This window comes from Marinovum sedimenti, assembly GCF_054052205.1.
The window spans coordinates 2,190,158-2,214,041 of sequence record NZ_CM133223.1 but is presented as its reverse complement, the minus strand read 5'-3'; the positions used below and the strand labels follow the sequence as shown (position 1 = coordinate 2,214,041).

Below are 23,884 nucleotides of genomic sequence, written 5' to 3'. Positions count from 1 at the left end.
GTCGTATTTGCTTTGCACTTGTTTATACGGAACACCCGGGAGAAAAGTTTCATGCTCTGGACAAAAAAACGGCCGTCGCGGCGGCAACAAACGCGGCTGCCCTCGGATGCGGGGGTCACTCTGATCGAGATGATGGTGGTTCTGGTGATCATTGCGGTGGTTGCCGCGATGGTTGTGCCCAACGTCATCGGCCGGCCGGATGAGGCCCGCGTGACAGTGGCCAAGACCGACATCAGATCAATCGCCGCCGCGCTTGAGATGTACCGGCTCGACAACCGGACCTATCCAACGTCGGAACAGGGGCTTGCGGCGCTGGTACAGCGTCCGACAAACGCGCCCGTGCCGCAGAATTGGGCCAGCGATGGCTATCTGACAGCGACGCCGGCCGATCCCTGGGGCACCGAATATATCTATCGCTCGCCGGGCGAGGCTGGTGCGTTTGACCTGATCAGCCTTGGCGCGGATGCGCAGGCGGGCGGCAACGGCGTGAACGCCGATATCGCGCATGGGGTGCTCGTAAGCTCACGATGACGACAGGCAGGGCTCATATTGCCGCGCAACGGCGTGACGCTGGCATGACGCTGGTCGAGATGCTGGTGGTGCTGGCCATTCTCGCCGCGTCGATTGGCGCGGTGATGCTGGCGATTCCCGGCGGTGGCGGAGATCCGACCGTGGGCCGCGAGGCGCGGCTGTTGCAGGCGCGCTTGGTGCAGGCCGCCGACCGAAGCCTGTCATCGCTGCGCCCCGCGCGGATGCGCTGGGCCGCCGATGGCTATGTCTTTGAGGAATGGGACGGTGAGGCGTGGCTGCCGCACCGCGCGCCGGTTCTAGGTGCGCGCCACAGCCTGCCGGATGGGATCACGCTGGTGGATGCCGGCACTGTGCCGATATCGCCCGACCTTATGCCACCGCGCGGCGGGGCGACGTGGATCGAGCTTCGGGGCAACCCGCCGGTGCGGCTGCGCTTTGACGGGTTCGCCACGGTGATCGAGGCCGCGCAATGACCCGGGCGGCTGACAGCGGCTTTACCCTGATCGAAACGCTGGTGGCGCTGGCGGTTCTGGCGACGGGGGCGGTGGCCCTGATGGGGATGGTCGAGGATCACGCCGGTCGGATCGGCGGGTTGGAAGACCGGATCACCATGCGCTGGGCGGCGGAAAACCGGATCGCCGCGCGGCATGTGGGCATCGATCCGGCACCAGCGTTGAACACGGTGTTTGGTGAAACATTCGCCGTGTCCGACACCCGGCGGGCGCTGACCGACGCCGGACTGACCGAAACAATCGTAACGGTCAACGGCAGCCGCGGCGGCGTTGTGCTGCGCGGATACGTGGCCTGGTAAGGGCTTGGTAGGAGGATATGGATATGACAGCGAAAAAGCTCTGGCTGATGACGGTTCTCGCCGTTGCTGGCGTTTCGGCAAGCCTCGTCTGGCAAGCCAATGACATGGGATGGCTGCGTTTGGCGCGGGTTTCCACCCTGCCGCCCGCCATCCTTGCGCCTTTGAACACGGCAACTGCGGCCGCGCCCAACCTTGCCGCGATACGCGACAAAGCCTTGTTCGGGCAACAGGCGCGCAGCGTGCAGACAGCAACAGCAGCGGTGACCGCGCCGGTCAAGCTCGACGTGTTTTTGCGTGGGGTGTTTGCCTATCACGACTCCGCCACCTCGCGCGCCTTTATCTCGGACGGCAAGACCACAGCCTCGTTTCGCATTGGTGAAGCTGTGGCGCAGGGGGCCGTGCTGACCGATGTGATGGCCGACTCTGTGATGCTTGAGATTGATGGCATCCCGCGCGAACTGGGCTTTGACGGCCTTATGGATCAGGACGGGGCTGACACCGCACCAGAGGTTGCCGATGCTTCGGCATCACCGATCACGCCGATGGACAGGCTGGCGGCGGCTCTGCGCACCGGCAGCGGATCAATCGATCTGCGCGATGCGCCGCCGCCTGAAACAGTTGATCAATACATCGACATGTGGCGCGGCCGCATCCAGCGCGATCCGGCGGAAGTCATGAAAACCATTGGCGTAGAACAAACCGGGCGCGGCTATCGCATCACCCAAGATCCCGACATCGGCGTGACGCTGGCAGGGTTGCAACCGGGCGACATTGTCACACGGCTTAACGGCCAGACGGTCGGGAACGTTGACAAGGACCGCCTGCTCTACGATCAAGTAGCGACCGCAGGCGTCGCGAGACTTGAGGTGGAACGGTCCGGCGAGACCCTCCTGATGACATTCTCGTTGAAGTAAGGGGTTGCGATGCGGGGCTTTCGGCAGATTATTCAGGCGGCGGCCTTTGTGTGGGCTGTGCTGCTGGCGGTACCGGCAAGCGCACAGGACGGCGAAACCTTTATCATCAACCTGCGCAATGCCGAGATTACGGTCCTGGCCGAGCAGGTCTCGGAAATCACCGGGCGCACCTTGATCATCAACCCGGCGCTTCAGGGGCCGGTCACGGTGGTGTCGGCCAAGGCGCTGTCGCCCACCGAAGTCTGGTCATTGTTTCAGTCTATTCTGCGGGTTCGCGGCTTTGTTGCGATTGAAAGCGGCGTGATCTGGGAGGTTATCCCAGAGGCCGAGGCGCGCTCAAAAGGGGGCACCCTGACCGGGGCCGGACGCGCGGGCGAACAAGATTTCGTCACCCGGCTGTTGCCGCTTGACCGGCTGCCCTCGGCAGAGGCGGTGCGCGTGCTGCGGCCGCTGATTGCCGACAACGGCTATATCGAGGCGCTGACCGATCCCAACGCCATTATCGTCACCGACACCCGTGCCAATGTCGACCGGATCGCCGAAATCGCGCTGACGTTTGACCTGCCGGAAAACCTCCAGACCGAGGTGATCCGCTTTACCTATGCTGATGCCTCCACCGTGGCGGTCGCCATCACCGAGGTGCTGGGCACCTCTGGCACCGGCGCGCGTGTTTCTGTCGATCCGCAGGCCAATGCGCTGTTGGTGCGGGGCCGTGACATTGATCTGGCCGAAATCCGCCAACTGGCGCGTGATCTTGACCGCGCCCCGCGCAGCAGCCCGCAAGCCGTGCTGCGCACCCATATTTATCAGCTGAAATTCGGCGATGCCGAAACCGTGGCCGAGATTGCATCCAACACCATTCGGGGCGGGGCCGACCTTGCCAATCCGGTGGCTGAGGCCGAAGCGGCGGGCGCTCCGGTGGCCTCTGGCCCCGTGCCCGAGGTTTCGGTGCAGCCCTCGACCGAGACCAACGCCGTGGTGATCCGAGGCACCGAACGGCAGGTGGCCGAAGTTGTGCAACTGATCGCAGCGCTGGATAAACGCCGCGCACAGGTCATGATCGAGGCGGCGATTGTCGAGGTTTCTGGCGATGTGGCCGACCGGCTTGGCCTGCAACTGGGCATCGGTCAGAACCTGCCCGAAGGCGGCTTTGCGGCCACCTCTTTCAACAATGGCGGCGCGCCGCTGTCGGCCATTCTGTCGGCGCTGGGCGTCAATCAGGCCGGGGCGTTGGCCTCGGGCCTCACCCTTGGCGGCACCATCGACGACTTTGGCATTCTGGTGCAGGCGCTGTCACAATCGACCCGCGCCAACCTGTTGTCGACGCCGTCGATCACCACGATGGACAACCGCGCCGCCTCCATTGTCGTGGGGCAGAACGTGCCGTTCCGCACCGGTTCCTTCACCACCAATGGCAATACGGCCACGCCCTTTACCACGATCGAACGCCGCGATGTCGGGATCACGATGCAAGTGCTGCCGCGCGTGACGGCAGGCGGCATTGTGCGGCTCGACATCACGCAAGAGGTGTCATCGCTGGTCAACACCACGGTGCAGGGCGCCGCCGATCTTATCACCAACCGGCGGCTGATCGAGACCACGGTGCAGGCCCGCGACGGCGGCACGGTTGTGCTTGGCGGGCTGATCACCGATGACAGTCAGGCGATCGACAGCAAAGTACCGGGCCTGGGCGATGCGCCGATTATCGGCAAGCTGTTCAAATCAAAGAACCGCCAGCAAACGCGGCGCACTTTGTTTGTGTTCATGCGCCCCACGGTGATCGACAGCGAGCACAAGATGGAAGCGGTGGCGCAGAAACGCTTTCAGCGTCTGCGCAGTGCCGACGCGGATGAATTGCCGCGCAACCTGTTGAAATCACGCAAAGTTCAGAAGATACCGCTGGAAATCGACGGGCTTTACTGAGCCTCTGGCGTGCCAAAGGTCAGCGACGCCCAAAGCGATTCCCACATCGCCTGTTCTTTCGCCACGGTCGCGCCAGAGGCCTTGCGCAGCATGACCGTGTCCACAAGATAGGTGCGCCCCGGAGCGAGCGCAAATTCCGCGCGCCCCTCGGCATCGGTGGTCACATGGGTCACATTCACGGTGCGATCCGCGTGGCGTTCAAACACAGTCACACGCGCCTCGGCCAAGGGCGCATCCTGGTAAACCGCCCGCACGCGCATCGGCTCTTGCGGCTGGGTGTAAGGGTTGGTTTCCGCGACCAGCTCGATCTCAAATCCCAGCGCGGCATCCGCCCCAGCCCCCGCGCCAACCGCGAAAAGCGCCTTGGCGTGGCGGGAATACACCTCGCGCGGGGCGGCAACAGGCGGCGCATCGGCAATCAGCGCCGCGTGGCCTTTTTCCACCGCGAAACTCTCAAACTTTTCGTAATTGTCATAGGTCAGCGCCGAGGGCGTGCTTTCATAACCCACGACGTTCAGGCCCGGCTCAGCCACCTTGATATTAAACGCCGGCATGTCCCCGGCGCGGCCTTGCAAATCAAACACCTGACCGCTCGACATCACCACCGCGCGCTTGATGCGCGGCGGAAACCACCCGAGCGGAATGCCCTCAAACAGCTCGCCATTGCGCAGGTTCGCCTTGAAGATATCCGACGGCGCGACCTGCCATTTTTGCGCGTCGATCCAGACCTCGTGCGCCGCAAGCGACCCCGCGAAAAGCGAGGCCACCAAAGCCAGAACCGGCGTCGTCATTGTCTTGGCACGCATTGCATCACCTAACTGCAAAAGGGTTTCCCCGAATGTAGCAGCATTGCGCCAAGTATCGACGGCCAGACGCGAAACTTGGGTCACGTTCGCGCTAGCGCTCAGGCCGCCTGTTGCTTGCGGTTGTAGCGGATCGAGGCGTAAAGCGAGGCGCAGATGATTGTCGCGCCCAGCAGTCCGGTGATGATTTCCGGCACATGCCACAGCGATTGCGCGTACATGATCACCGACAGCACCAGCACCGAATAAAACGCGCCATGTTCCAGATACCGGAACTGCGTCAGCATCTTACGCTCGACCAACATGATGGTCATCGAGCGCACATAGAAGGCGCCGATGCCAAGGCCGATGGCGATCAGGAACAGGTTCTGCGTCAGCGCAAACGCCCCGATCACCCCGTCAAACGAGAAGCTGGCGTCGAGCACTTCGAGGTACAGGAATGCGCCCAGCCCGCCCCGGACCGCCATATCCTGCGCATCCTTTTCGGCATCAAGGAAGTGCCCAAGCAGTTCGACCGCAAGGAAGGTGACAAGGCCGCAAACGGCGGCAAACAAGAAGGTCGCGCCTTCCGCGTCGGGCAGCGCCACCGAGATCATCAGCGCGGCAAACAGCACAAAGGCAATCTCGAGCCCGCGGATCGAGGCCCATTTGCGCAGGCGTTGTTCGATCACCCGGATCCAGTCGACCTCTTTCGAGTGGTCCACAAAGAACGTCAGCGCCACCATCATCAGGAACGTGCCGCCAAAGGCCGAGATGCCGATGTGCGCCTCGTCCATGATGCGGGCATATTCGCCGGGGTCGGTGGCGGCCAGTACAACGGCCGAGATCGGGCCGATCTTGGCCGCAATGGTCACCACCGCTAGTGGAAAGACGATCCGCATCCCGAACACCGCAATCACGATGCCCCAGGTCAGGAACCTGTGCTGCCATTTCGGCTCCATCGTTTGCAGGATGTTGGCATTAACGATGGCGTTGTCAAAACTGAGCGAGATTTCGAGGATCGCCAGCACCGTGCCGATCAGAAAGAACGACAGCGCGCCCGCGAGCGTTCCGGTGGTCTGATAGCCCAGCCAATAGGCCAGGATCAGCCCGACGACGGTAAACAGGAAGGGCCAGCGAAAGTATTTGAGGGTCGGGTTCATTGTTCTGTCCTGATGGGCGCTGTGCTGTCGCGTTATGGGCGACGGCACAGGGCGGTTCGGGTGCCCGAGGGGGCGGGCGAAGGCTTAGTAATTCCACATGGTGCCGTCTTCGAGACGCACCACCGGATGGCTGCCGGGCTGGTATTCGTAGCGCGCGACTTCCTTTTCGTCGAAGTCGACGCCAAGCCCCGGCGCATCGCTGACATAGACCATGCCGTTCTCCATCTTATGCTCCGATGGGAACAGCGCGTCACATTCCGGCGTGCCGAGAACCAGGTATTCTTGCACCCCAAAGTTGGGGGCCCAAGCGTTGAGATGCGCCTGCGCCGCCATGCACAGGGGCGAATGGCTTGGGGCGCCGTGAAAGCCGGTTTTGACGTGGTGCAGCCCGGCAAGGTCGACAATCCTTTTGACCGGCGTGATGCCGCCCGCATAGGTCACCGCGACGCGGATGTAGTCGATCAGCTCCTGTTCGATCAGCTTGTTGCAATCGTAGACCGAGTTGAACACCTCACCGATGGCCACCGGCACCGTCGAATGCTGGCGCAACAGGCGCAGCGCGTCCTGATCCTCGGCCGGGGTCGGGTCTTCGAGCCAGAACAGGCCGACCGGCTCCACCGCCTTGGCAAATTCCGCCGCTTCGCGCGGGGTCAGCCGGTGATGCACGTCGTGCAAGATATGCAAATCGGGGCCAAAGCGCGCGCGAATTTCGGCCAGCGCCTCCGGCATATAGCGCATGTATTTGCCGGTGTCCCAAACCTCGACCGTTGGTTTTATGCCGCTGAAATCGCTGATGTAATGCTTGTTCTTGCCCTTTTCCGTAGGCACCGCATAACTTGCGGTCGGCATGCCGGGGATGCCACATTGCACGCGCACGGCCTTGTAACCCGTTTGCACATAATGCGCGATGCTCTCCATCAGATCTTCGAGGTCCGAGCCGGTGGCATGGGCATAAACCATCGCGCCATCGCGGCTTTTGCCGCCGAACAGTTGGTACAGCGGCATGTTCGCCAGCTTGCCCTTGATATCCCACAGCGCCATGTCGATCGCGCCATACGCGGCCATCGAAATGGGGCCACCGCGGAAATAGGCACCGCGATACAGGAACTGCCAGATGTCCTCGCTGTTGCGGGGGTCCATGCCGATGATATTGGGGATCAGGTAATCCTGAAGATACTTCGCAGGCAGGGTCTCGCGGTTGTTCAGCGTGGCATCGCCAAGCCCGTAAACCCCTTGATCCGTCATGATTTTAAGGGTGACGTAGTTCTTTTTCGGGCCGCCGACAAAGACCTGTGCATCAGTAATTTTCATCTGAATGTTCCTCCTCTTGAATGTACTCGCCCGCCGGGTGGCGGCGCTGTCAAAACGCCATGTGCAGGTGATGCTCTGGGCCGTGCTTGCCCGGGCGGGGCGGCTCGCATGGGTGCAAACCAAAGCGGGAATAGACCGCCAATGCGGCGGGGTTGTCGGCATCGACCGCGAGCGTCAGCCGGGCAATCTCTGGCCAAGCCTGCCTGAGCCCGGCCACCGACAGCTGAAAGGCCAGATGCCCCCAACCGCGCCCTTGCCATTGTGTGGCGATCTTCAAACCATGCGCCGAGGCCGATCCATCAGCGCCGCGCGCAAACAGGATCATGCCCACCGGCCCCGCCCCCGAAAGCACGCAAAACCCAAGCGTTTGGCCCGGTTCGGCCTGCTCCCAATCGCTGAGGGACTCGCTGAAGGATTTGCCCTGAAACGCCTGTTTGTCTGTCACGCGCAAAACGCAAAGCGCCTCGAATTGCAGTATGGTCAGCGATCCGATCTCTTTGATTGCGAGATCGGATGCCGGGGATGTGGTGGGGCCAGTACTCCCATATTTGGCCGCCACCTTGCTCACGCGAGGCCCGTCACATCGGTCCAATTGCCGTTTTTGCGGATCACTTCGATGATCTGCTGGTACTGGCTGCCCTCGCGGAATGTCGGATAGGGCGCGACCGTCTCGCCTTGCACATCGCGCACCAATTCACGCGCGAGGTAGTGCCAGCATTGCTCGGTCTCGCCCTTCACATCCGGCACTGCGTTGGCAATATCCTGGGGCAGGGGCTGCTCGTGCCAGGCCTTGTCACGATAGACCGACAGCGCGCCGCTGCCGTAGTGCCCCTTGATGTAAATCGCGCCCTCGGTGCCGTAAAACACGATGTGATCCTCATGGAACCGCGGCACCAGACCGCCGTGTTTGAACAGCACCGACACCGGTTTGTCGGCCAGCGGGCTCTCAAGCTGGGCCATCACGGTGTAGGACCACTCAACATTGCTTTCGCCCCACTTCAACGCGGGATCGTTAAGGTCTTTGGGGATGAAATTGCGCCGCGTGGCAAAGTTGTGCACGCCTTCGACAATCGGCGCCCGGCCAAGGTCGTCCCGGACTTCGCCCGCGATGTTAAGGATCTTTTCGCCCACCACCGAACAGGCAATCGACAGCGTGTGGGTGAAGTTGTTGTTGAGCCGCCCGCCGCCGTCTTCCTTGCGGTGCGACCAGCCAAAGGGAATGTCGCGCTCAAGGTTGAAATGCGAGATGCATTCGATTTCCGTCGGCTGGCCAATCACGCCCTCGGCCACCAGCCGCTTGGCGTGCAGCACGCTGGGAGAATAGCGAAAACTGGCGGCATAGGCGGTCTTGACGCCCTTGGCCTTAGCCAGCTCATAGAGTTCGACGGCCGTGTCGCCACTGTCGGTCATCGGCTTGTCGCAGAACACATGGCACCCGGCTGCGATGGCCTGTTTGATCGGCTCATAATGTGCGCCGCCGGGGGTGGCGATGGATACAATGTCGGGCTTGCAGTCGTCCAGCGCCGCCTGCCAATCGGTGCCCGCATAGGGGATGTTCATCTGCGCGGCGACGTCTTTGACAACGCTCGGGGTGCGCCCGACGATGCCCACCACCTCGGCCCCGGCCCCGCGAAAAGCGTCAGCGTGGCCTTGGCCGGCAAAACCGGTTCCGGAGATCAGGACTTTTAATGTACGGCTCATGGGATCCTCTGGATATTGTGGTCGACATGGGTGCGAAACGGGGCTTCGGGACTAGCCGAAGTCGGGTTCGAAATACTGGGCGTTGGTCGCCTCGATGGCGTTGATGGTGGCGTCCAATCGGGACAGGTGGACCATGCCGGCGGCAATCGCCCGCTCGGCATCTCCGGCGGCAATGGCAGCGGCAATCGCCTCATGATCGGCGAGAAGCTGGGGCATGCGGTCTTCTTTCGCCATGCCCAACATGCAGAGCCGATCCACTTTGACCTTCTCGGCCGCGATCACCTCGAACGCGAAATCCACACCGGCGATGTCGCACAGCGTCCGGTGAAATTCGTAATCCAGCGCGCGAAACCGGCGATAATCCTTGGCGGCAATCGCAGTGCGCTGACGCTCGATGCTGCAATTAATCGCCTGCGCTCCGGCGCTGGTCAATCGGGCCGCCGCGCGCCGAAGCACTTCGGACTCGACCGACGCCCGCAGGAACCGGGATTTCTCGATTTCGCGCGAGGAAAAGCGTTTCACCTCGGTGGCGCGTTGCGGGCGGATCAACAGCAGGTCTTGGTTGGCCAGTCGGGCAAAGGCATCGCGCACCGGTTGGCGCGACACGCCAAAGCGGGTGGCAATCTCCGCCTCTGAGATCCGGTCGCCGGGCAACAGCCGCAAGGCATTGATCTCACTGGAAAGATGGTCATAGATTTCCTCGACCGCTGTCTTGCGCTCTTCCGCCATATTCTGCTGCATGCGCCGGTTCTCTTCACGGCTGACTTCGGCGTAATCCCGTCTTGCGGGTGTGCCGTTGGTAACATTCTCTGCATGGCTGCGGCGAATCATTGTCATACCGCCCACCTGCGCGTCACAGTTGCGGGACAGGGAGTTCGGGCCAATCCAGCATAAGCCGCCCGTTCACAGACAAATTTCATGTCGACATTTCCTTTCAACGGCGGCGCTCTGAAATCTTGGCGACTCGTTAATTAATACTAGTATTCCAGATTTCTTACTAGTATACCAGTCCGAAATCAACGTCGAATCGCCCTAGCGTCCACAGTTGGGAGACGGGGTTCAAACTAGGCCGCGCCACAGGTGATTGTCTGGCGCTTGGATTTTATCAAAGGGAGAGGTTATGTCTGGAGTTCGTTTGGAAGGCATCGTCAAGGCTTACGGGGCGGTGCAGGTTGTGCATGGCATCGATCTTGAGGTGCAGGAGCAGGAATTTGTCGTGCTCGTGGGCCCGTCGGGCTGTGGCAAATCCACGACGCTGCGGATGATTGCCGGGCTTGAGGAAATCAGCGATGGCGATCTGACCATCGATGGCCGCCACGTCAACCGGGTTGCTCCCAAAGACCGCGATGTCGCGATGGTGTTCCAGAACTACGCGCTTTATCCGCACCTTAACGTCGCCGACAACATCGCCTTTGGCCTTAAGATCCGCAAGGAAAGCAAGGAACATATCGCCGCCTCCGTCGAGGAAGTCAGCGGCATCCTGGGCCTTACTCCTTACCTTGAACGCCGCCCCGCCGACCTCTCGGGCGGGCAGCGCCAGCGGGTTGCCATGGGCCGGGCCATCGTGCGCCGCCCCAAGGTTTTCCTGTTTGACGAGCCGCTGTCGAACCTTGATGCCAAGCTGCGCACCCAGATGCGGGCCGAGATCAAACGCCTGCACAAACGCCTTGGCGTGACCTCGATTTACGTCACCCACGACCAGGTCGAAGCGATGACGCTGGCCGACCGGATTGTGGTGATGCACGACGGCCGGATCGAACAAATCGGCTCGCCGATGGAGCTGTTCCTCAACCCCGCCAACACCTTTGTCGCTGGCTTCCTTGGTTCGCCGCCGATGAACATGGTCAAGGCGACGATTGCCGCCGGTGATCTGGGTCCAGTGGCCGAATTCAACGGCGAGCGCATCCAGTTGCAACAGATGCCCGCGCTGGCCAATGCGGTCGGCACCGAGGTGATCCTGGGCATCCGCCCCGAGTTTGTCAAAGTGGCGGCGGCGGGCGATCCCGGCCATGTCGCGCTTGAGGTTGATCTGGTGGAAACGCTCGGCTCCGAGGCGCTTATTCACGCCAGCCTGCAGGGCGAACCTTTCGTGATCCGCACCAACACCGTCGGCCAGATGAACGTGCTCGACGGCGTGTCCGGCTTCACCATTCCGCCGCATCTGATCAAAGTCTTTGACGCCAAGAGCGGCGAGGCATTGCCCGGTCAGGTGCTGGAACAATGAGCAACGAAACGGACCCCACCGTCGGGCAGACGGAAGAGCTTGTGATCGAGGCGCGCGAGGCGCAGCGTCATCGCAGACCCAGCAATATCGTGCGGGTGGGCGACCACCTGAAGCGGGAATGGCAGCTGTATGTCATGCTGATCCCGACGATTCTGTGGCTTTTGGTGTTCCTGTACAAGCCGATGTACGGCCTGCAGATCGCCTTCAAAGACTATTCGATCTTCCGCGGCGTGGCGAACAGCCCCTGGATCGGGCTTGAGCATTTCCAGACGCTGTTTGGCAATGACCAGTTCCTGCGCGCGCTTAAAAACACAGTGATCATAAGCTTTTACGGCCTGATCTTCGGCTTTCCGATGCCGATCATCATCGCGCTTATGTTCAACGAGATCCTGAAAGATTGGTTCAAGAAGACGGCGCAGACCATCGTCTATCTGCCGCACTTCGTGTCCTCGGTGATCATCGCCGGGATTGTGATCACAGCCTTCAGCCCCTCGGCGGGCATCGTCAACACGGTGCTGGGCTGGTTCGGGGTCGACTCGATCTACTTCCTGACCAAACCAGAGTGGTTCCGCCCGATTTTCGTCGGCACCGGCATCTGGCAAGAGGCGGGCTTCCAGTCGATTGTGTACCTTGCGGCCATCGCCGGCGTCTCGCCGACGCTGTATGAATCGGCTGTGGTTGACGGTGCAAGCCGCTGGCAGATGATGTGGAAGATCACCATCCCGTCGATCCTTCCGACCATCATCATCATGCTGATCATCCGGATCGGGAACATGCTTGAAGTCAGCTTCGAGATGATCATCCTGCTCTATCAGCCGGCCACGTATCAGACCGCCGACGTCGTCAACACCTACATCTATCGCCAGGGTATCCAGGGCGGGCAATACGATCTTGCCGCAGCTGCGGGCCTGTTCAACGCGGTGGTGGCCTTTGTGCTGGTGATGACGGCGAACACGATCTCGAAGCGCTATTCGCGCACGTCGCTTTGGTAGGAGACTGACCCCATGACCAACATGAATCTCTATTCCCGCGGCGACAAGCTTTTCGTCATCATCAACATGGTGCTGATCGGGCTGTTCACCATTTCGACGCTCTATCCGTTCATCTACATCGCATCGTTGTCGATGAGCACGGGCTTCGAGGCACGGGCCGGTAATGTGATCCTGACCCCGGTTGGCTTCACGCTTGAGGCGTACAAACAGGTGCTCTCTGAGCCGCTGTTCTGGACCTCGTATCTTAACACCTTCATCTATACCATCGGCGGCACCTTGATGAGCCTTGTGTTCATCATTCCAGGGGCTTACGCCCTGTCGCGCCCCCAGCTTTACGGGCGGCGCTTCTGGAACCTGATGGTGGCGTTTACCATGTGGTTCAACGCCGGCCTGATCCCGTTTTTCCTGAACATGCGCGATCTCGGCCTGCTCGACAGCTACATCGGCATTATCATCGGCTTTGCGGTCAACGGCTTTAACATCATCCTTCTGCGCAACTTCTTCGAGGGCATTCCGCAGTCCTTTGAAGAGGCCGCACGGATGGACGGCGCCAATGAATTCCAGGTGCTGTGGAAGGTGTACATGCCGCTGTCGAAACCGGCGATTGCCACGGTGGCGCTGTTCTGCATCGTGTCGCGCTGGAACGGCTTCTTCTGGGCGATGGTGTTGTTGCAAGACGAAGAAAAGATCCCGCTGCAGGTCTATTTGCGCAAGGTGATTGCCGAACTGTCCGACGACGAAGAGTTCGCCACATCGCTCCTGAGCGCCGCCTACAGCTTTGAAACCGTGAGCGCAGCGATCATCGTCTGCTCCATCATCCCGATCCTGTGCATCTATCCCTTCCTGCAGAAATACTTCTCCAAAGGGATCCTGCTCGGTGGGGTCAAGGAATAGCGGCTCCGGGACGGGGCGACACAACGCCCCGCTCACCGGAAACGCCAATGGCCCCCCTGCGGGCAGCAATACCCCGGCCTTTGGGCCGGGCGCGTACCAAGACTTCGATATTCGCACCAAGGGAGGACACCATGCGAAATTTACCCCTCACACTTGCCATTCTTGGCTCCACGGCGCTGACGGCCCCGGCCTTTGCCGAAGGCCATCTGCCGATCGTTGACGAGCCGCTGGAACTGACGATCCATTTGCACTGGCCCCGCGCCCAGGGTTATGGCGTTGGCGGTGACGTGGCTGTGATTTATCCGGTGGAAGAGGTTGTTCGGGAAAAGACCAACATCCACCTGATCGACAAGACATCGGGCCGCAACACCAAAGACAACAACGAAGCGATGAACCTGCTGCTCGCCACTGGCGATCTGCCCGACATCGTTGGCGGCAACCTGATCCAGCAGCCGGTGAACCAATACGGCCCCGAAGGTGCCTTTGTCCCGCTCAACGAGCTGGTCGCAGAGCATGCGCCGAACATTCAGAAATTCTGGGACGAGCACCCCGGTCTGGTCGAGGCGATCTCGGCTTTTGACGGCAACTACTACTACATTCCGTATCTGCCCGACGGCAAATATGGTCGGGCGTGGTTTGTACGCCAAGACTGGCTTGATGCGCTGGGTCTGGAACAGCCCGACAACGTTGACGAGCTTTACGAAGTGATGGTTGCGTTCCGCGACCAAGACCCCAACGGCAACGGCGAAAAAGACGAAGTGCCCTATTTCGCCCGTCAGTGGGAAGAAGTGCTGCGCCTGATGACGCTGTGGGACGCCCGCTCTTCTGGGTCGGACACCTACCACGATTTCTATGTCACCAAAGAGGGCTCTATCGCGCACCCCTATGCGCAGGAAAGCTATAAGACCGCGCTGGCCAATGTGGCCAAATGGTACGCCGAAGGCCTGATCGACGCCGAAATCTTTACCCGCGGCTCTTCCTCGCGCGACTTCCTGCTGGGCGAAAACCTGGGCGGCATGACGCACGATTGGTTTGCCTCGACCTCTGGCTATAATGACGCGCTGGCAGACAAGGTTGAGGGCTTTAACTTCATCCCGTTCCTGCCGCCGAAATCGGCTGCTGGTGTACGGATGGAAGAGCACCGTCGTATCCCGATCAAACCCGATGGATGGGCGATCAGCTTTTCCAACGAGCATCCGGTCGAGACCATCAAGTTGTTTGACTACTACTTCTCCGAAGAGGGGTCGCTGCTGGCCAACTTTGGCGTCGAAGGTAAAACCTGGGACATGGTCGACGGCGAGCCGATCTTCAAAGACGAAGTGTTGAATTCCGACACGCCGGTGAACAGCCAGATGTACCTTGAGGGTGCCCAAATCTATCGCGGCTACCCGCAGGATTACCGCTATGAGTGGCAGTGGACGTCGGAAGCGGCCCGTAAGGGTATCGAGCTTTATGACACCGAAGATCTGCTGGTAGATCAGTTCCTTGGTGTGGCGTTCAATCAGGACGAGCAGGCGGTCTTCGACAAATACTGGCCGTCGCTGAAAACCTATATGCTGGAGCGTCAGCAGGCCTGGATCTTGGGCTCGGGTGACATTGCCGAAGACTGGGATTCCTACATCGCGACCCTCAATAAGATGGGCTACGAAGAGGTCCTTGAGGTGATGAACTCGGCTTACGAACGTCAGTACGGCTAAGGCTGGCCAAGCTCTTGAAACAGGGTGTGGCCGATCCCGGCCGCACCCCCTCCACCTTAAAACCACAGGAACACCTGACCCATGCCTGGCGAACACGCTCCCATGCTCGATGAACCCAAAACCGGCCGCTTGACCATTCAGTACGCTCCGGATGCGCAAACCGATATTGTTGAGAACCCGCCGCGCTTTACTTGGATTCCGGTGATCGAAGACGAAACCCAGTATTGTCTGCGCGTTTCGACCGATCCGGCCTATCCAGCCAAGTCGACGCAGGTTTTCACTCATATTCCGTTGAATTTCTTTACCCCCGACAGCGCATTGGCGCCGGGCGATTACCATTGGTCTTATGCCACATGCGACGCCGACACCGGCAAGCCCACAACAACGTGGAGCAGCAACCGCACCTTCAGCATCACCGCCGATCTGCCGGAAACGCCGCTGCCATCGCGCAAGACGCGCTTTGCCAATTCGCCCACGTCGCACCCGCGTCTGTGGCTGAATGCTGACCAGCTCAAGGACTTCCGCAAGGCGGTCAAAGCTGATCCCAACCATTGCACCTGGGCCAACTTTTATGAAAAGTCGGTCCAGCCGTGGATGGACCGCGATGTGATGAAAGAGCCTGCGGGCTATCCCAATCACCAGCGCACCGCGCCGGTCTGGCGCAAGACCTATATTGAGCTGCAAGAGTGCCTCTACGCGATCCGTCACCTCGCCATCGGCGGCACTGTGACCGAAGATCAGGCGATGCTCGACCGCGCCAAGGAATGGCTGTTGGAAGCGGCGAGCTGGGACCCGATGGGCAACACCTCGCGCGCCTATACCGACGAATGGGCCTATCGTGCCACAAATGCGCTGGCGTGGGGATATGACTGGCTTTACAATGAGATGTCCGACGAGGAACGCGCCACTGTGCGCGCCGCCCTGAAGGAACGCACCCGCGATATCGCGGAACACGCGATCATCAACGCCAAGATCCACCTCTTCCCCTATGACAGCCACGCCGTGCGCTCGGTGTCGCTTACGTTGATCCCGGCCTGCATCGCGCTTTTGGGTGATGACAACGATGACGAAGCCCGCGATTGGCTGAACTACTGCATCGAATTCCTTGCCACCGTATATTCGCCTTGGGGCGATGCCGATGGCGGCTGGGCCGAGGGCACGAACTATTGGATGATGGGCATGGCCTATCTGATCGAGGCGGCGAACCGGCTGAAAAGCTTTACTGGCATCGATCTCTACAAGCGCCCGTTCTTCAAGAATACCGGGGATTTCCCGCTGTTTTGCAAGGCGCCCAACACCCGCCGCGCCACCTTTGGCGATGACAGCACGCAGGGCGATCTGCCCTGCATCAAGACTGGCATCAACCTGCGCCAATACGCCGGTGTCACCGGCAATGGCGCGTACCAGTGGTATCACGAGGAACTTGCCCGCCTGAACCCAGGCACCGAAGGCGCGTTCTACAACTGGGGCTGGTGGGACACCAACTTTGATGAGCTGACCTATCTGACGGATTATCCGCAGGTCGAAGCCAGCGATCCGCCCTCTGGCCTGCGCCACTTCAAAGGCATCGGCTGGGTCGGTGTGCAGCACGCAATGGCGGACCCCGACAACCACTTCCAGCTGGTGTTCAAATCCTCGCCTTTCGGCTCGATCAGCCACAGCCACGGCGACCAAAACGCCTTCTGTATGTCGGCCTACGGCGAAGACATGGCGATCCAATCCGGCTATTACGTCGCCTTCAACTCGACGATGCACCGCCTGTGGCGGCGTCAAACCCGCTCGAAAAACGCCATTCTGATCAACGGCAAAGGCCAATACGCCGAGAAGGACAAAGCCCGCGCGATGGCCGCGACCGGCAAGATTGTGGCCGCCGAACAGCATGACGACCACATCTATATCAAAGGCGATGCCACAGCGGCCTATCAGTCACTGTCGCCCGAAGTGACCCTGGCCGAGCGCGAGATCTATTTCGTGCGCAACAACTACTTTGTCATCGTCGATAAGGTGGACGCCTCCGAACCGGTCACGGTCGACTTTCTGTTGCATGCCAACCAGCCGTATGAGCTTGGCAAAACCTCGTTCCGCAACACCGGCGAGCGCGCAGGTTTCTATGGCCAGGTGGTCTGGTCCGAGGCGGGCAAACCCGAGCTGAGCCAGTTCACCGGCTTCCCCGATGTTGACCCCTCGGAAATCGAAGGTCTGCCGGTAAGCACTTGCCTCACTGCGAAATATCCGGCCGCCACCCGGCACCGGATCGCGACGCTGCTGGTGCCTTACAAGCTTGATGAGCCGAAGCGGATCTTCAACTTCATGGACGATCAGGGCTATGACGCCGATCTCTACTTCACCGACTCGGACGAGAACACGTTCAAGGTGGTGATGAAGAAACTGGCCAACACCTGATCCCCGAACCGAAAAGCGGCTGCGCGGGCCTGTGCCCGGCAGCCCCCTCGAACTTGATCGAAGAGACGAGATATGACTGTTAAAAACCTATTCCCCGGCAGCGAAAACAAGCTGTTTGACGCCGGCGGCGGGCTGACGCGCAAAGTGGCCGCCTATAATGACAACGTGATGTGTGTTGAGGTTCATTTTGAAACCGGCACCGTCGCCGCCCGTCACCACCACCCGCACGAGCAAGTGACCTATGTGATTTCCGGCAAATTCGAGTTCACTGTTGGCGACGACACCCACATCGTTTCGGCCGGTGACTCGCTTTACAAGCAGCCAAATATCGAACACGGCGCGACCTGCCTCGAGGCGGGAACGCTCTTGGATATCTTCACGCCGCACCGCGAAGATTTCCTCTAAACCAACAAACCTAAAGACTATCCAACAGGAGTACACGGCATGACTAAACCTGTCATTGGCTTTATCGGCCTCGGCCTTATGGGCGGCAACATGGTTGAAAACCTTCAGAAAAAAGGTTTCGAACTTGTTGTCATGGACCTTAACAAAGATGCAGTGAAGGCTGTTGTCGACCGCGGCAACGCACGCGAGGCCGCCTCGGCCAAAGAGCTGGCCGAAGCCAGCGACATCGTGATGTTCTGCCTGACCAAATCCGAAGTTGTCGAGAAAATCGTCTATGCTGACGACGGCGTTCTGGCCGGCATCAAAGAGGGCGCAGTGCTGATCGATTTCGGCACCTCGATCCCCGCCTCGACCCGCAAAATCGGCGCAGATCTGGCCGCCAAAGGCGCCGGCATGATCGACGCACCGCTCGGCCGCACCCCGGCGCACGCCAAAGATGGCTTGCTCAACATCATGGCCGGTGGCGACAAAGAGACCTTTGAAAAGGTCAAGCCGGTGCTCGACGAGCAGGGCGAAAACGTCTTCTATCTTGGCGCACTCGGTTCGGGCCACGTCACCAAATTGATCAACAATTTCATGGGCATGACCACCGTCTGCACCATGAGCCAGGCCTTTGCCGTCGCTGATCGCGCCGGTGTTGACCGCCAGCAGCTGTTTGACATTATGTCGACCGGCCCGTCGAATTCGCCGTTCATGAACTTCTGCAAGAACTACGCCGTCGACGGTGTGAGCGATCTGGGGTTCTCGATCAACAACGCCAACAAAGACCTTGGGTACTTCCTTGAGATGGCCAAAGATCTGGGCACGCGGGCCGAGATTGCCGAAGGCACCTCGAACAACCTTCAAGCCGCGGTCGACGCTGGTTTGGGCGATGGCAACGTACCGGAAATATTCGACTATTTCCTCAAGCTCGCCCGCTAAGGCACACTAAGGGGCAAAGCCAACAGGGGCGGTGGACGCGGTGTTTTACCCGTGTCCAATCGCTCGGCTTTGCCCGACCCTGACGCCAAAGTTTAGCCGCCCCGGCCCTCAACTGCGTTCATTTTGATCTGAACTGCCCCAAAACGGCAGGTTTCCACACTGCAACATTTCTCAAAATTCCGTAACGGAACTTTTTGGCGTGTTTATTTTTGTCACGCAAAGTGATAAAAGATCGGTGGGAAGCGATGAAAAAATGAACAAAATAACCGAGATACAAGCGCCACGCACCTCGACGGATATCGTGTTTGACACGCTGTTCGAAGAGATCGCGAATCTGAAGTTGATGCCGGGCACCAAGATGTCTGAAGTCGAGATTGCCGCGCGTATGGGCGTGTCACGGCAGCCGGTGCGTGATGCCTTTAACCGTTTGGGAAATATGGGTCTTTTGATGATCCGGCCACAACGGGCGACCACAGTTCGCGGCTTTGAGATCGAGCGGATTCAGAACGCCCGCTTTATCCGCAAGGCGGTCGAGCTTGAGGTGATCTCAAGCGCCATCGACGTCTGGGATGATGCGCGGGCCGAGGCGCTTGGCGTTAATATTGCCGTGCAGAAAGCCGTGCTGGCCGACGGTGATACCGATGAGTTCCACGCGCTCGATTACCATTTTCACCGACTGATCTGTGAGCTGGGCGACCGCCCGCTGGCCTTTGAAACCCTGCAAAACTGCAAGCGCAACGTAGATAGGCTGTGCATGTTGAGCCTGGGTCACGCGGCCGAGGCCCATGCCGTTCTGAACGATCATATCGCGATTGCCGATGCGCTGAAGGCCGGGTCGAAAAAGAAGGCCCGCGCCGCGACGCGGCAGCACCTCAGACGTCTTGATGCGACCATCGAAGAGGTACACAAGAACCACCCGCAGTTCTTCGACTGAACGCCCATTGGCGGCATGTTGATCGATTTCGGGTGTCCTCCTGCGGCGCATTCTGATCCTATGATCGGGTGACACCGCAATGCGAGGACGCTGGCGATGGACCGTGATCAATCAGAGTTGCGCCGCGCTGTGACCGCCCTGCTTGGGTCGAACTATCCGGGCAAACCCTTCTCTACGCATCACATTCTTGGCACGTCCGAATGCAACGGCTGGCTCCTTGAGGATCTGCGTTTTACCGGTGCCGAAGGCGAAGCGATCCCCGCCTATTTCCTACGCCCGCCAGACGGCCACGCGCCGGTGCCTGCGCTGGTCTATGCCCATGCGCACGGCAATCGTTATGATTTCGGCCGCGACGAGCTTATACTGGGGCGGCCCTCGCTTTGTGGCCGTTATGCCGCCGATTTGGTCAGGCGCGGCGTGGCTGCGCTTTGCCTTGAAATGCCGTGTTTCGGGGCCCGCCAGCACCCGGATGAAAGCACTCGCGCCAAGGCGCTGCTCTGGCAGGGCAAAACGCTTTTCGGCCAGATGCTGGCGGAACAAAAGGCGGGCGTAGACTTCCTTGCGGCGCATCCTGCGATCCTGCCGGACCGTATCGGTGCGCTCGGGTTTTCGATGGGCAGCACGCTGGCCTGGTGGCTTTCGGCGCTGGACCCGCGCATTCGGGCGGCGGCGGCGCTGTGTTCCTTTGCTGATCTCGAAACGCTGGTGGCTGCGGGCGCGCATGATGGCCACGGGATTTATATGATGGTGCCGGGGCTTCTGGATCTGGCGCGCAGCGGCGAAATTGCAGGGCTGGCCGCGCCACGTGCCTTGCAGATCTGCGCGGGGTTTGCGGATTGGTCGACGCCGCAAGCCGCCTTTGACGTCGGATGGCGGGATCTGGAGGCCGCTTACACCGCTGCGGGCGCGCGCGATCGGCTGTCCATCCACACCGAGCCTGCGGCGGCGCATGTCGAAACCCCTGCCATGCGCGCCGCCGTGCTTGGCTTTCTCCAGCGGGAATTGTGCGACTGACGGGCCGTTGCCGCAGCCCGCCGCCTGACGTGCGAATAAGGAAATTGACGAACGTCCTTCCCGGCGGCAAGGTGCGCAGGATGCAGTGGGGGAGCGGCAGTCATGGACCAACAACAGCCGATGAACGTTGCCTTAATTGGCGCAGGCATGGTGGCGCGCACCCATGTGGCCGCCATTGCGGCGGGCACTGCGGTGCGGTTGAAAACCATCTGTTCGCGCAGCGCCGGCCCGGCGCAGAAATTGGCGGATGAGGCCGCAAAGCTGACCGGCCATCCGGTTGCAGTGACGACCGATCTTGAGGCGGTTGTGCGCGACGATGCTATTGATATTGCGATCATTCTGACGCCACCCGATGCGCGGTCCGCGCTGATCCGGCCCTTGGCCGAGGCGGGCAAACATATCCTGCTGGAAAAACCCGTAGGCCGCACCGCCGAAGAGGCCCGCGAGGTGATCGATATCTGCCAATCGGCGGGTGTGACGCTTGGCGTGGTGTTTCAACATCGGATGCGCGCGGCCTCGATTGCGGCGCGCGAACGGATTGCCTCGGGCGAATTGGGCGCACTGGGGCTGGTAGAAATCAACGTGCCGTGGTGGCGCGATCAAAGCTATTATGACGAGCCCGGGCGCGGCAGCTTTGCCCGCGATGGCGGCGGCGTTCTGATCTCGCAGGCGATCCATGTCATCGACCTTGCGCTGTCGCTGACCGGGCCGGTGACGTCGGTGCGCGCGATGGCCGCGACCACGCGGTTTCACCAGATGGAAACCGAGGATTTCGTCTCTGCCGGACTGACCTTTGCCAATGGCGCTGTTGGTTCGATGGTGGCCAGCACCGCGAGCTTTCCGGGTGGCACCGGCGAGTCGATCTCGTTGCATTTTGACAAGGCCAGCCTGCGCCTGACGCGGGGCGAGCTTCACATCAACTGGCGCGATGGTCGCACCGAGGTGATGGGCGCGGCGGAGGGCACCGGTGGCGGGGGCGATCCGATGGCCTTCACCCACGCATGGCACCAGGGCATCATCGAGGATTTCGCCGCCGCGATTGCCGAGGGCCGTGATCCTGTGGCGACGGGCGATGCGGCTCTGGCCGCGCAGACCCTGATAGATGCAACACTGCGTTCGGCGCGCAGCGACCGGACCGAGGAGATCGCGAGGTGACCACCCCCCTGCGTTTTGCCGCCATCGGCATCGACCACCGGCACATCTATGGCATGGCCGCCAATATGATCGACGCCGGTGCCGCGTTTGCGGGCTGGTGGACCGACGGCCACCCCAACACCGAAGACGGCTTTGTGGAGCGGTTCCCCGATGTGCCGCGCGCGGCCAATGCCGAGGCCTTGCTGACAGACCCGTCGATTGATTTTATCCTTCTGTCGGGCATTCCCTGCGACCGCGCCAATTGGGCCATTCGCGCGATGGAGGCGGGCAAGGATGTGCTCAGCGACAAGCCCGGGTGCACCACGATGGACCAGCTTGCGGCGATCCGGGCGACGGTGGCCAAGACCGGCAAGATCTGGTCGATCGACTTTTCCGAACGTTTCGAAGTGCCCGCCGTCACCCGCGCCGCCGAATTGGTGGCCGAGGGCGCGATTGGCCGGGTGATCCAAACTCTTGGCATCGGGCCGCACCGGCTTAACCGCGCCACCCGGCCCGATTGGTTTTTTGACCGCGCGGCCTATGGCGGCATTCTGACCGATATCGCCAGCCACCAGATTGATCAGTTCCTGTTCTTCACCGGCTCTGACGATGCCGAGATCACCATGGCCACCGCCGCCAATTACGCCAACCCGCACGATCCCGGTTTGCAGGATTTCGGTGAGATCGCGCTGCGCAGCGCGCAAGGACACGGCTATATCCGCGTCGATTGGTACACCCCCGACGCGCTGCCGACATGGGGCGACGGGCGGCTCACCATCCTTGGCACCGAGGGCTATATCGAGCTGAAGAAATACGTCGATGTCGGGCGCGAGGGCACCGACCATCTGCTGTTGGTCAATGGCACCCGGTGTGAGCAGATTGATGCCTCAGACGCGGGTCTGCCGTTTTTTGCCAAGCTGATCGATGATTTCCGCACCCGTGGCGAAACTGCGATGACCCAGGCGCATGTGTTCAAGGTCTGCGAATTGGCGCTTAAGGCGCAGGCGATGGCCGAGGGCAAACCGCTGTGATCCGGGTTGCGATCCTTGGCGCGGGCATCGGGGCCGAACATCTGCAAGGCTACCGTGCGTTGCCCGACCGGATGCAGGTGGTGACGCTTTGCGATCTTGATACAGACCGCGCGCAAAAGGCCGTGGGCGCCGAGAGTCTGATCGAGATTACCAGCGATCTCGATGCAGTTCTGGCAGACGCGCGGATCGACCTCGTTGATATTTGCCTACCGCCGCATCTGCATTTCCCGGTGGCGATGAGGGTGCTGCAAGCGGGCAAGCACGCGATCTGTGAAAAGCCGATTGTCCGTTCGCTAGACGAGGCGGACCAGTTGCAAGCCGCTGCCGCCGAAAGCGGAAAACAGGTGTTTCCGGTGTTTCAATACCGCTTCGGCAAGGCAATGGCGCAGATTGAGGCGCTTAAGGCGGCGGGGCTGGCGGGCAAGGCCTTTGTCGCCAGCAGCGAGACGCATTGGAACCGCGAGGGTGCCTATTATGCGGTGCCCTGGCGCGGCACGTGGGCGGGGGAATCCGGTGGCGCGCTTTTGGGCCATGCCATCCACGCGCATGATATCCTGTGCCACGTTCTTGGCCCGGTTGCGCAGGTCTTTGCCTTCGCTGGCACCCGTGTAAACGAGATCGAAACCGAGGATTGCGCCGCCTTGTCGTTCCGCATGGAAAGCGGCGCAATGGCCACCTCCTCGGTCACGCTTGGCGCGGGCGATGATACCTCGCGGCTGCGCTTTTGTTTCGAGGGGGTCACCGCCGAAAGCGGCACGGCCCCCTACACCCCGGCCCAGGCCGAGTGGCGCTTTACCGCGCGGGCCCCGGTGACGCAGGAGCAGATCGATGCGGTGCTGGCCACGGTTCCCGAAACACACGCCGGATTTGCCGGTTATCTGGATGCCGTAGCGGATATGCTCGACAACCGGGGGGGCAATGCGGTTACTCTGTCAGATGGCCGCCGTTCCATAGAGCTTGTGACGGCGATCTATACCTCGGTGCGCAACGGACAAAGCATCCGGCTGCCGCTGGCGAAAACATCAGAGTTCTACAAGGGATGGACGCTATAACCACCCCATAAATAAAGAAAACAACAGGACAACACGGAGGAGATTTA

At 60.8% G+C, this 23,884-nt stretch carries 23 protein-coding genes; 17 read left to right on the top strand and 6 right to left on the bottom strand.

Translation table 11 applies throughout. The features are described from left to right. Positions 1 to 51 precede the first annotated feature (51 nt). Genes gspG through gspD form a run of 5 tightly spaced genes read left to right on the top strand, consistent with a single transcriptional unit; the run spans position 52 to position 4,179 of the window. Positions 52 to 531 (top strand): type II secretion system major pseudopilin GspG, encoded by a 480-nt coding sequence (gene gspG, locus ACW9UO_RS10665; protein WP_457085798.1) that lies wholly within the window; start codon positions 52 to 54, stop codon positions 529 to 531. Next, on the top strand, positions 528 to 1,004 hold the full coding sequence (locus ACW9UO_RS10660) for a prepilin-type N-terminal cleavage/methylation domain-containing protein (protein WP_457085797.1): 477 nt from the start codon (positions 528 to 530) through the stop codon (positions 1,002 to 1,004). The genes gspG and ACW9UO_RS10660 overlap by 4 nt, the downstream gene beginning before the upstream one ends. After that, complete coding sequence (gene gspI, locus ACW9UO_RS10655) at positions 1,001 to 1,342, top strand: type II secretion system minor pseudopilin GspI (RefSeq protein ID WP_457085796.1); 342 nt, start codon at positions 1,001 to 1,003, stop codon at positions 1,340 to 1,342. The genes ACW9UO_RS10660 and gspI overlap by 4 nt, the downstream gene beginning before the upstream one ends. Before the next feature lie 23 nt (positions 1,343 to 1,365). Then, the gene (locus ACW9UO_RS10650) at positions 1,366 to 2,256 is read left to right on the top strand and encodes a type II secretion system protein N (RefSeq protein ID WP_457085795.1); all 891 of its coding nucleotides are present in this window, start codon (positions 1,366 to 1,368) and stop codon (positions 2,254 to 2,256) included. A gap of 9 nt (positions 2,257 to 2,265) precedes the next feature. Then, complete coding sequence (gspD, locus tag ACW9UO_RS10645) at positions 2,266 to 4,179, top strand: type II secretion system secretin GspD (RefSeq protein WP_457085794.1); 1,914 nt, start codon at positions 2,266 to 2,268, stop codon at positions 4,177 to 4,179. Here the strand turns inward: gspD and ACW9UO_RS10640 are convergent. The 6 genes from ACW9UO_RS10640 to ACW9UO_RS10615 form a co-directional block, all read right to left on the bottom strand. Further along, entirely contained in the window at positions 4,173 to 4,985 is an 813-nt protein-coding gene (locus ACW9UO_RS10640; RefSeq protein WP_457085793.1) for a DUF4198 domain-containing protein, read from the bottom strand. The two genes, gspD and ACW9UO_RS10640, sit on opposite strands and share 7 nt — an antisense overlap. A 98-nt stretch (positions 4,986 to 5,083) precedes the next feature. After that, complete coding sequence (locus ACW9UO_RS10635; protein ID WP_457085792.1) at positions 5,084 to 6,124, bottom strand: DUF475 domain-containing protein; 1,041 nt, start codon at positions 6,122 to 6,124, stop codon at positions 5,084 to 5,086. A gap of 84 nt (positions 6,125 to 6,208) precedes the next feature. Next, a complete protein-coding gene (manD, locus tag ACW9UO_RS10630; RefSeq protein WP_457085791.1) occupies positions 6,209 to 7,435 on the bottom strand; it encodes a D-mannonate dehydratase ManD in 1,227 nt (408 codons plus the stop codon). A gap of 49 nt (positions 7,436 to 7,484) precedes the next feature. After that, positions 7,485 to 8,003: a GNAT family N-acetyltransferase gene (locus tag ACW9UO_RS10625; RefSeq protein ID WP_457085790.1), complete on the bottom strand. Its 519-nt coding sequence runs from the start codon at positions 8,001 to 8,003 to the stop codon at positions 7,485 to 7,487. Beyond that, positions 8,000 to 9,136 carry a Gfo/Idh/MocA family protein gene (locus tag ACW9UO_RS10620; protein WP_457085789.1) on the bottom strand — a complete coding sequence of 379 codons (1,137 nt, stop codon included), beginning with the start codon at positions 9,134 to 9,136 and terminating at the stop codon, positions 8,000 to 8,002. Before ACW9UO_RS10620 ends, ACW9UO_RS10625 begins: the two co-directional genes overlap by 4 nt. A 51-nt stretch (positions 9,137 to 9,187) precedes the next feature. Then, positions 9,188 to 9,973, bottom strand: coding sequence for a GntR family transcriptional regulator (locus ACW9UO_RS10615; protein ID WP_457085788.1), 786 nt, complete (start codon positions 9,971 to 9,973; stop codon positions 9,188 to 9,190). A gap of 283 nt (positions 9,974 to 10,256) precedes the next feature. Here ACW9UO_RS10615 and ACW9UO_RS10610 point away from each other — a divergent pair, with 283 nt between their 5' ends. From ACW9UO_RS10610 to ACW9UO_RS10555, 12 genes are all read left to right on the top strand, one after another. After that, positions 10,257 to 11,360: an ABC transporter ATP-binding protein gene (locus ACW9UO_RS10610; RefSeq protein ID WP_457085787.1), complete on the top strand. Its 1,104-nt coding sequence runs from the start codon at positions 10,257 to 10,259 to the stop codon at positions 11,358 to 11,360. After that, on the top strand, positions 11,357 to 12,352 hold the full coding sequence (locus ACW9UO_RS10605) for an ABC transporter permease (RefSeq protein ID WP_457085786.1): 996 nt from the start codon (positions 11,357 to 11,359) through the stop codon (positions 12,350 to 12,352). Before ACW9UO_RS10610 ends, ACW9UO_RS10605 begins: the two co-directional genes overlap by 4 nt. A gap of 12 nt (positions 12,353 to 12,364) precedes the next feature. Beyond that, positions 12,365 to 13,246, top strand: coding sequence for a carbohydrate ABC transporter permease (locus ACW9UO_RS10600; protein ID WP_457085785.1), 882 nt, complete (start codon positions 12,365 to 12,367; stop codon positions 13,244 to 13,246). A gap of 131 nt (positions 13,247 to 13,377) precedes the next feature. Continuing rightward, positions 13,378 to 14,943, top strand: a complete 1,566-nt coding sequence (locus tag ACW9UO_RS10595) for a type 2 periplasmic-binding domain-containing protein (RefSeq protein WP_457085784.1) — start codon at positions 13,378 to 13,380, stop codon at positions 14,941 to 14,943. Between the two features lie 102 nt (positions 14,944 to 15,045). Next, on the top strand, positions 15,046 to 17,346 hold the full coding sequence (locus tag ACW9UO_RS10590; RefSeq protein ID WP_457085783.1) for a DUF4962 domain-containing protein: 2,301 nt from the start codon (positions 15,046 to 15,048) through the stop codon (positions 17,344 to 17,346). A 72-nt stretch (positions 17,347 to 17,418) separates the two neighbouring features. Next, complete coding sequence (locus tag ACW9UO_RS10585; RefSeq protein ID WP_457085782.1) at positions 17,419 to 17,751, top strand: cupin domain-containing protein; 333 nt, start codon at positions 17,419 to 17,421, stop codon at positions 17,749 to 17,751. Between the two features lie 39 nt (positions 17,752 to 17,790). Then, the gene (locus ACW9UO_RS10580; RefSeq protein ID WP_457085781.1) at positions 17,791 to 18,672 is read left to right on the top strand and encodes an NAD(P)-dependent oxidoreductase; all 882 of its coding nucleotides are present in this window, start codon (positions 17,791 to 17,793) and stop codon (positions 18,670 to 18,672) included. A gap of 253 nt (positions 18,673 to 18,925) precedes the next feature. Next, complete coding sequence (locus ACW9UO_RS10575; RefSeq protein ID WP_457085780.1) at positions 18,926 to 19,606, top strand: GntR family transcriptional regulator; 681 nt, start codon at positions 18,926 to 18,928, stop codon at positions 19,604 to 19,606. A gap of 96 nt (positions 19,607 to 19,702) precedes the next feature. Then, a complete protein-coding gene (locus ACW9UO_RS10570) occupies positions 19,703 to 20,620 on the top strand; it encodes a dienelactone hydrolase family protein (protein ID WP_457085779.1) in 918 nt (305 codons plus the stop codon). Positions 20,621 to 20,722: 102 nt separating this feature from the next. After that, complete coding sequence (locus ACW9UO_RS10565) at positions 20,723 to 21,775, top strand: Gfo/Idh/MocA family protein (RefSeq protein WP_457085778.1); 1,053 nt, start codon at positions 20,723 to 20,725, stop codon at positions 21,773 to 21,775. Then, positions 21,772 to 22,785: a Gfo/Idh/MocA family protein gene (locus tag ACW9UO_RS10560; protein ID WP_457085777.1), complete on the top strand. Its 1,014-nt coding sequence runs from the start codon at positions 21,772 to 21,774 to the stop codon at positions 22,783 to 22,785. Before ACW9UO_RS10565 ends, ACW9UO_RS10560 begins: the two co-directional genes overlap by 4 nt. Beyond that, positions 22,782 to 23,837 (top strand): Gfo/Idh/MocA family protein, encoded by a 1,056-nt coding sequence (locus tag ACW9UO_RS10555; protein WP_457085776.1) that lies wholly within the window; start codon positions 22,782 to 22,784, stop codon positions 23,835 to 23,837. The genes ACW9UO_RS10560 and ACW9UO_RS10555 overlap by 4 nt, the downstream gene beginning before the upstream one ends. Positions 23,838 to 23,884: the final 47 nt, after the last annotated feature.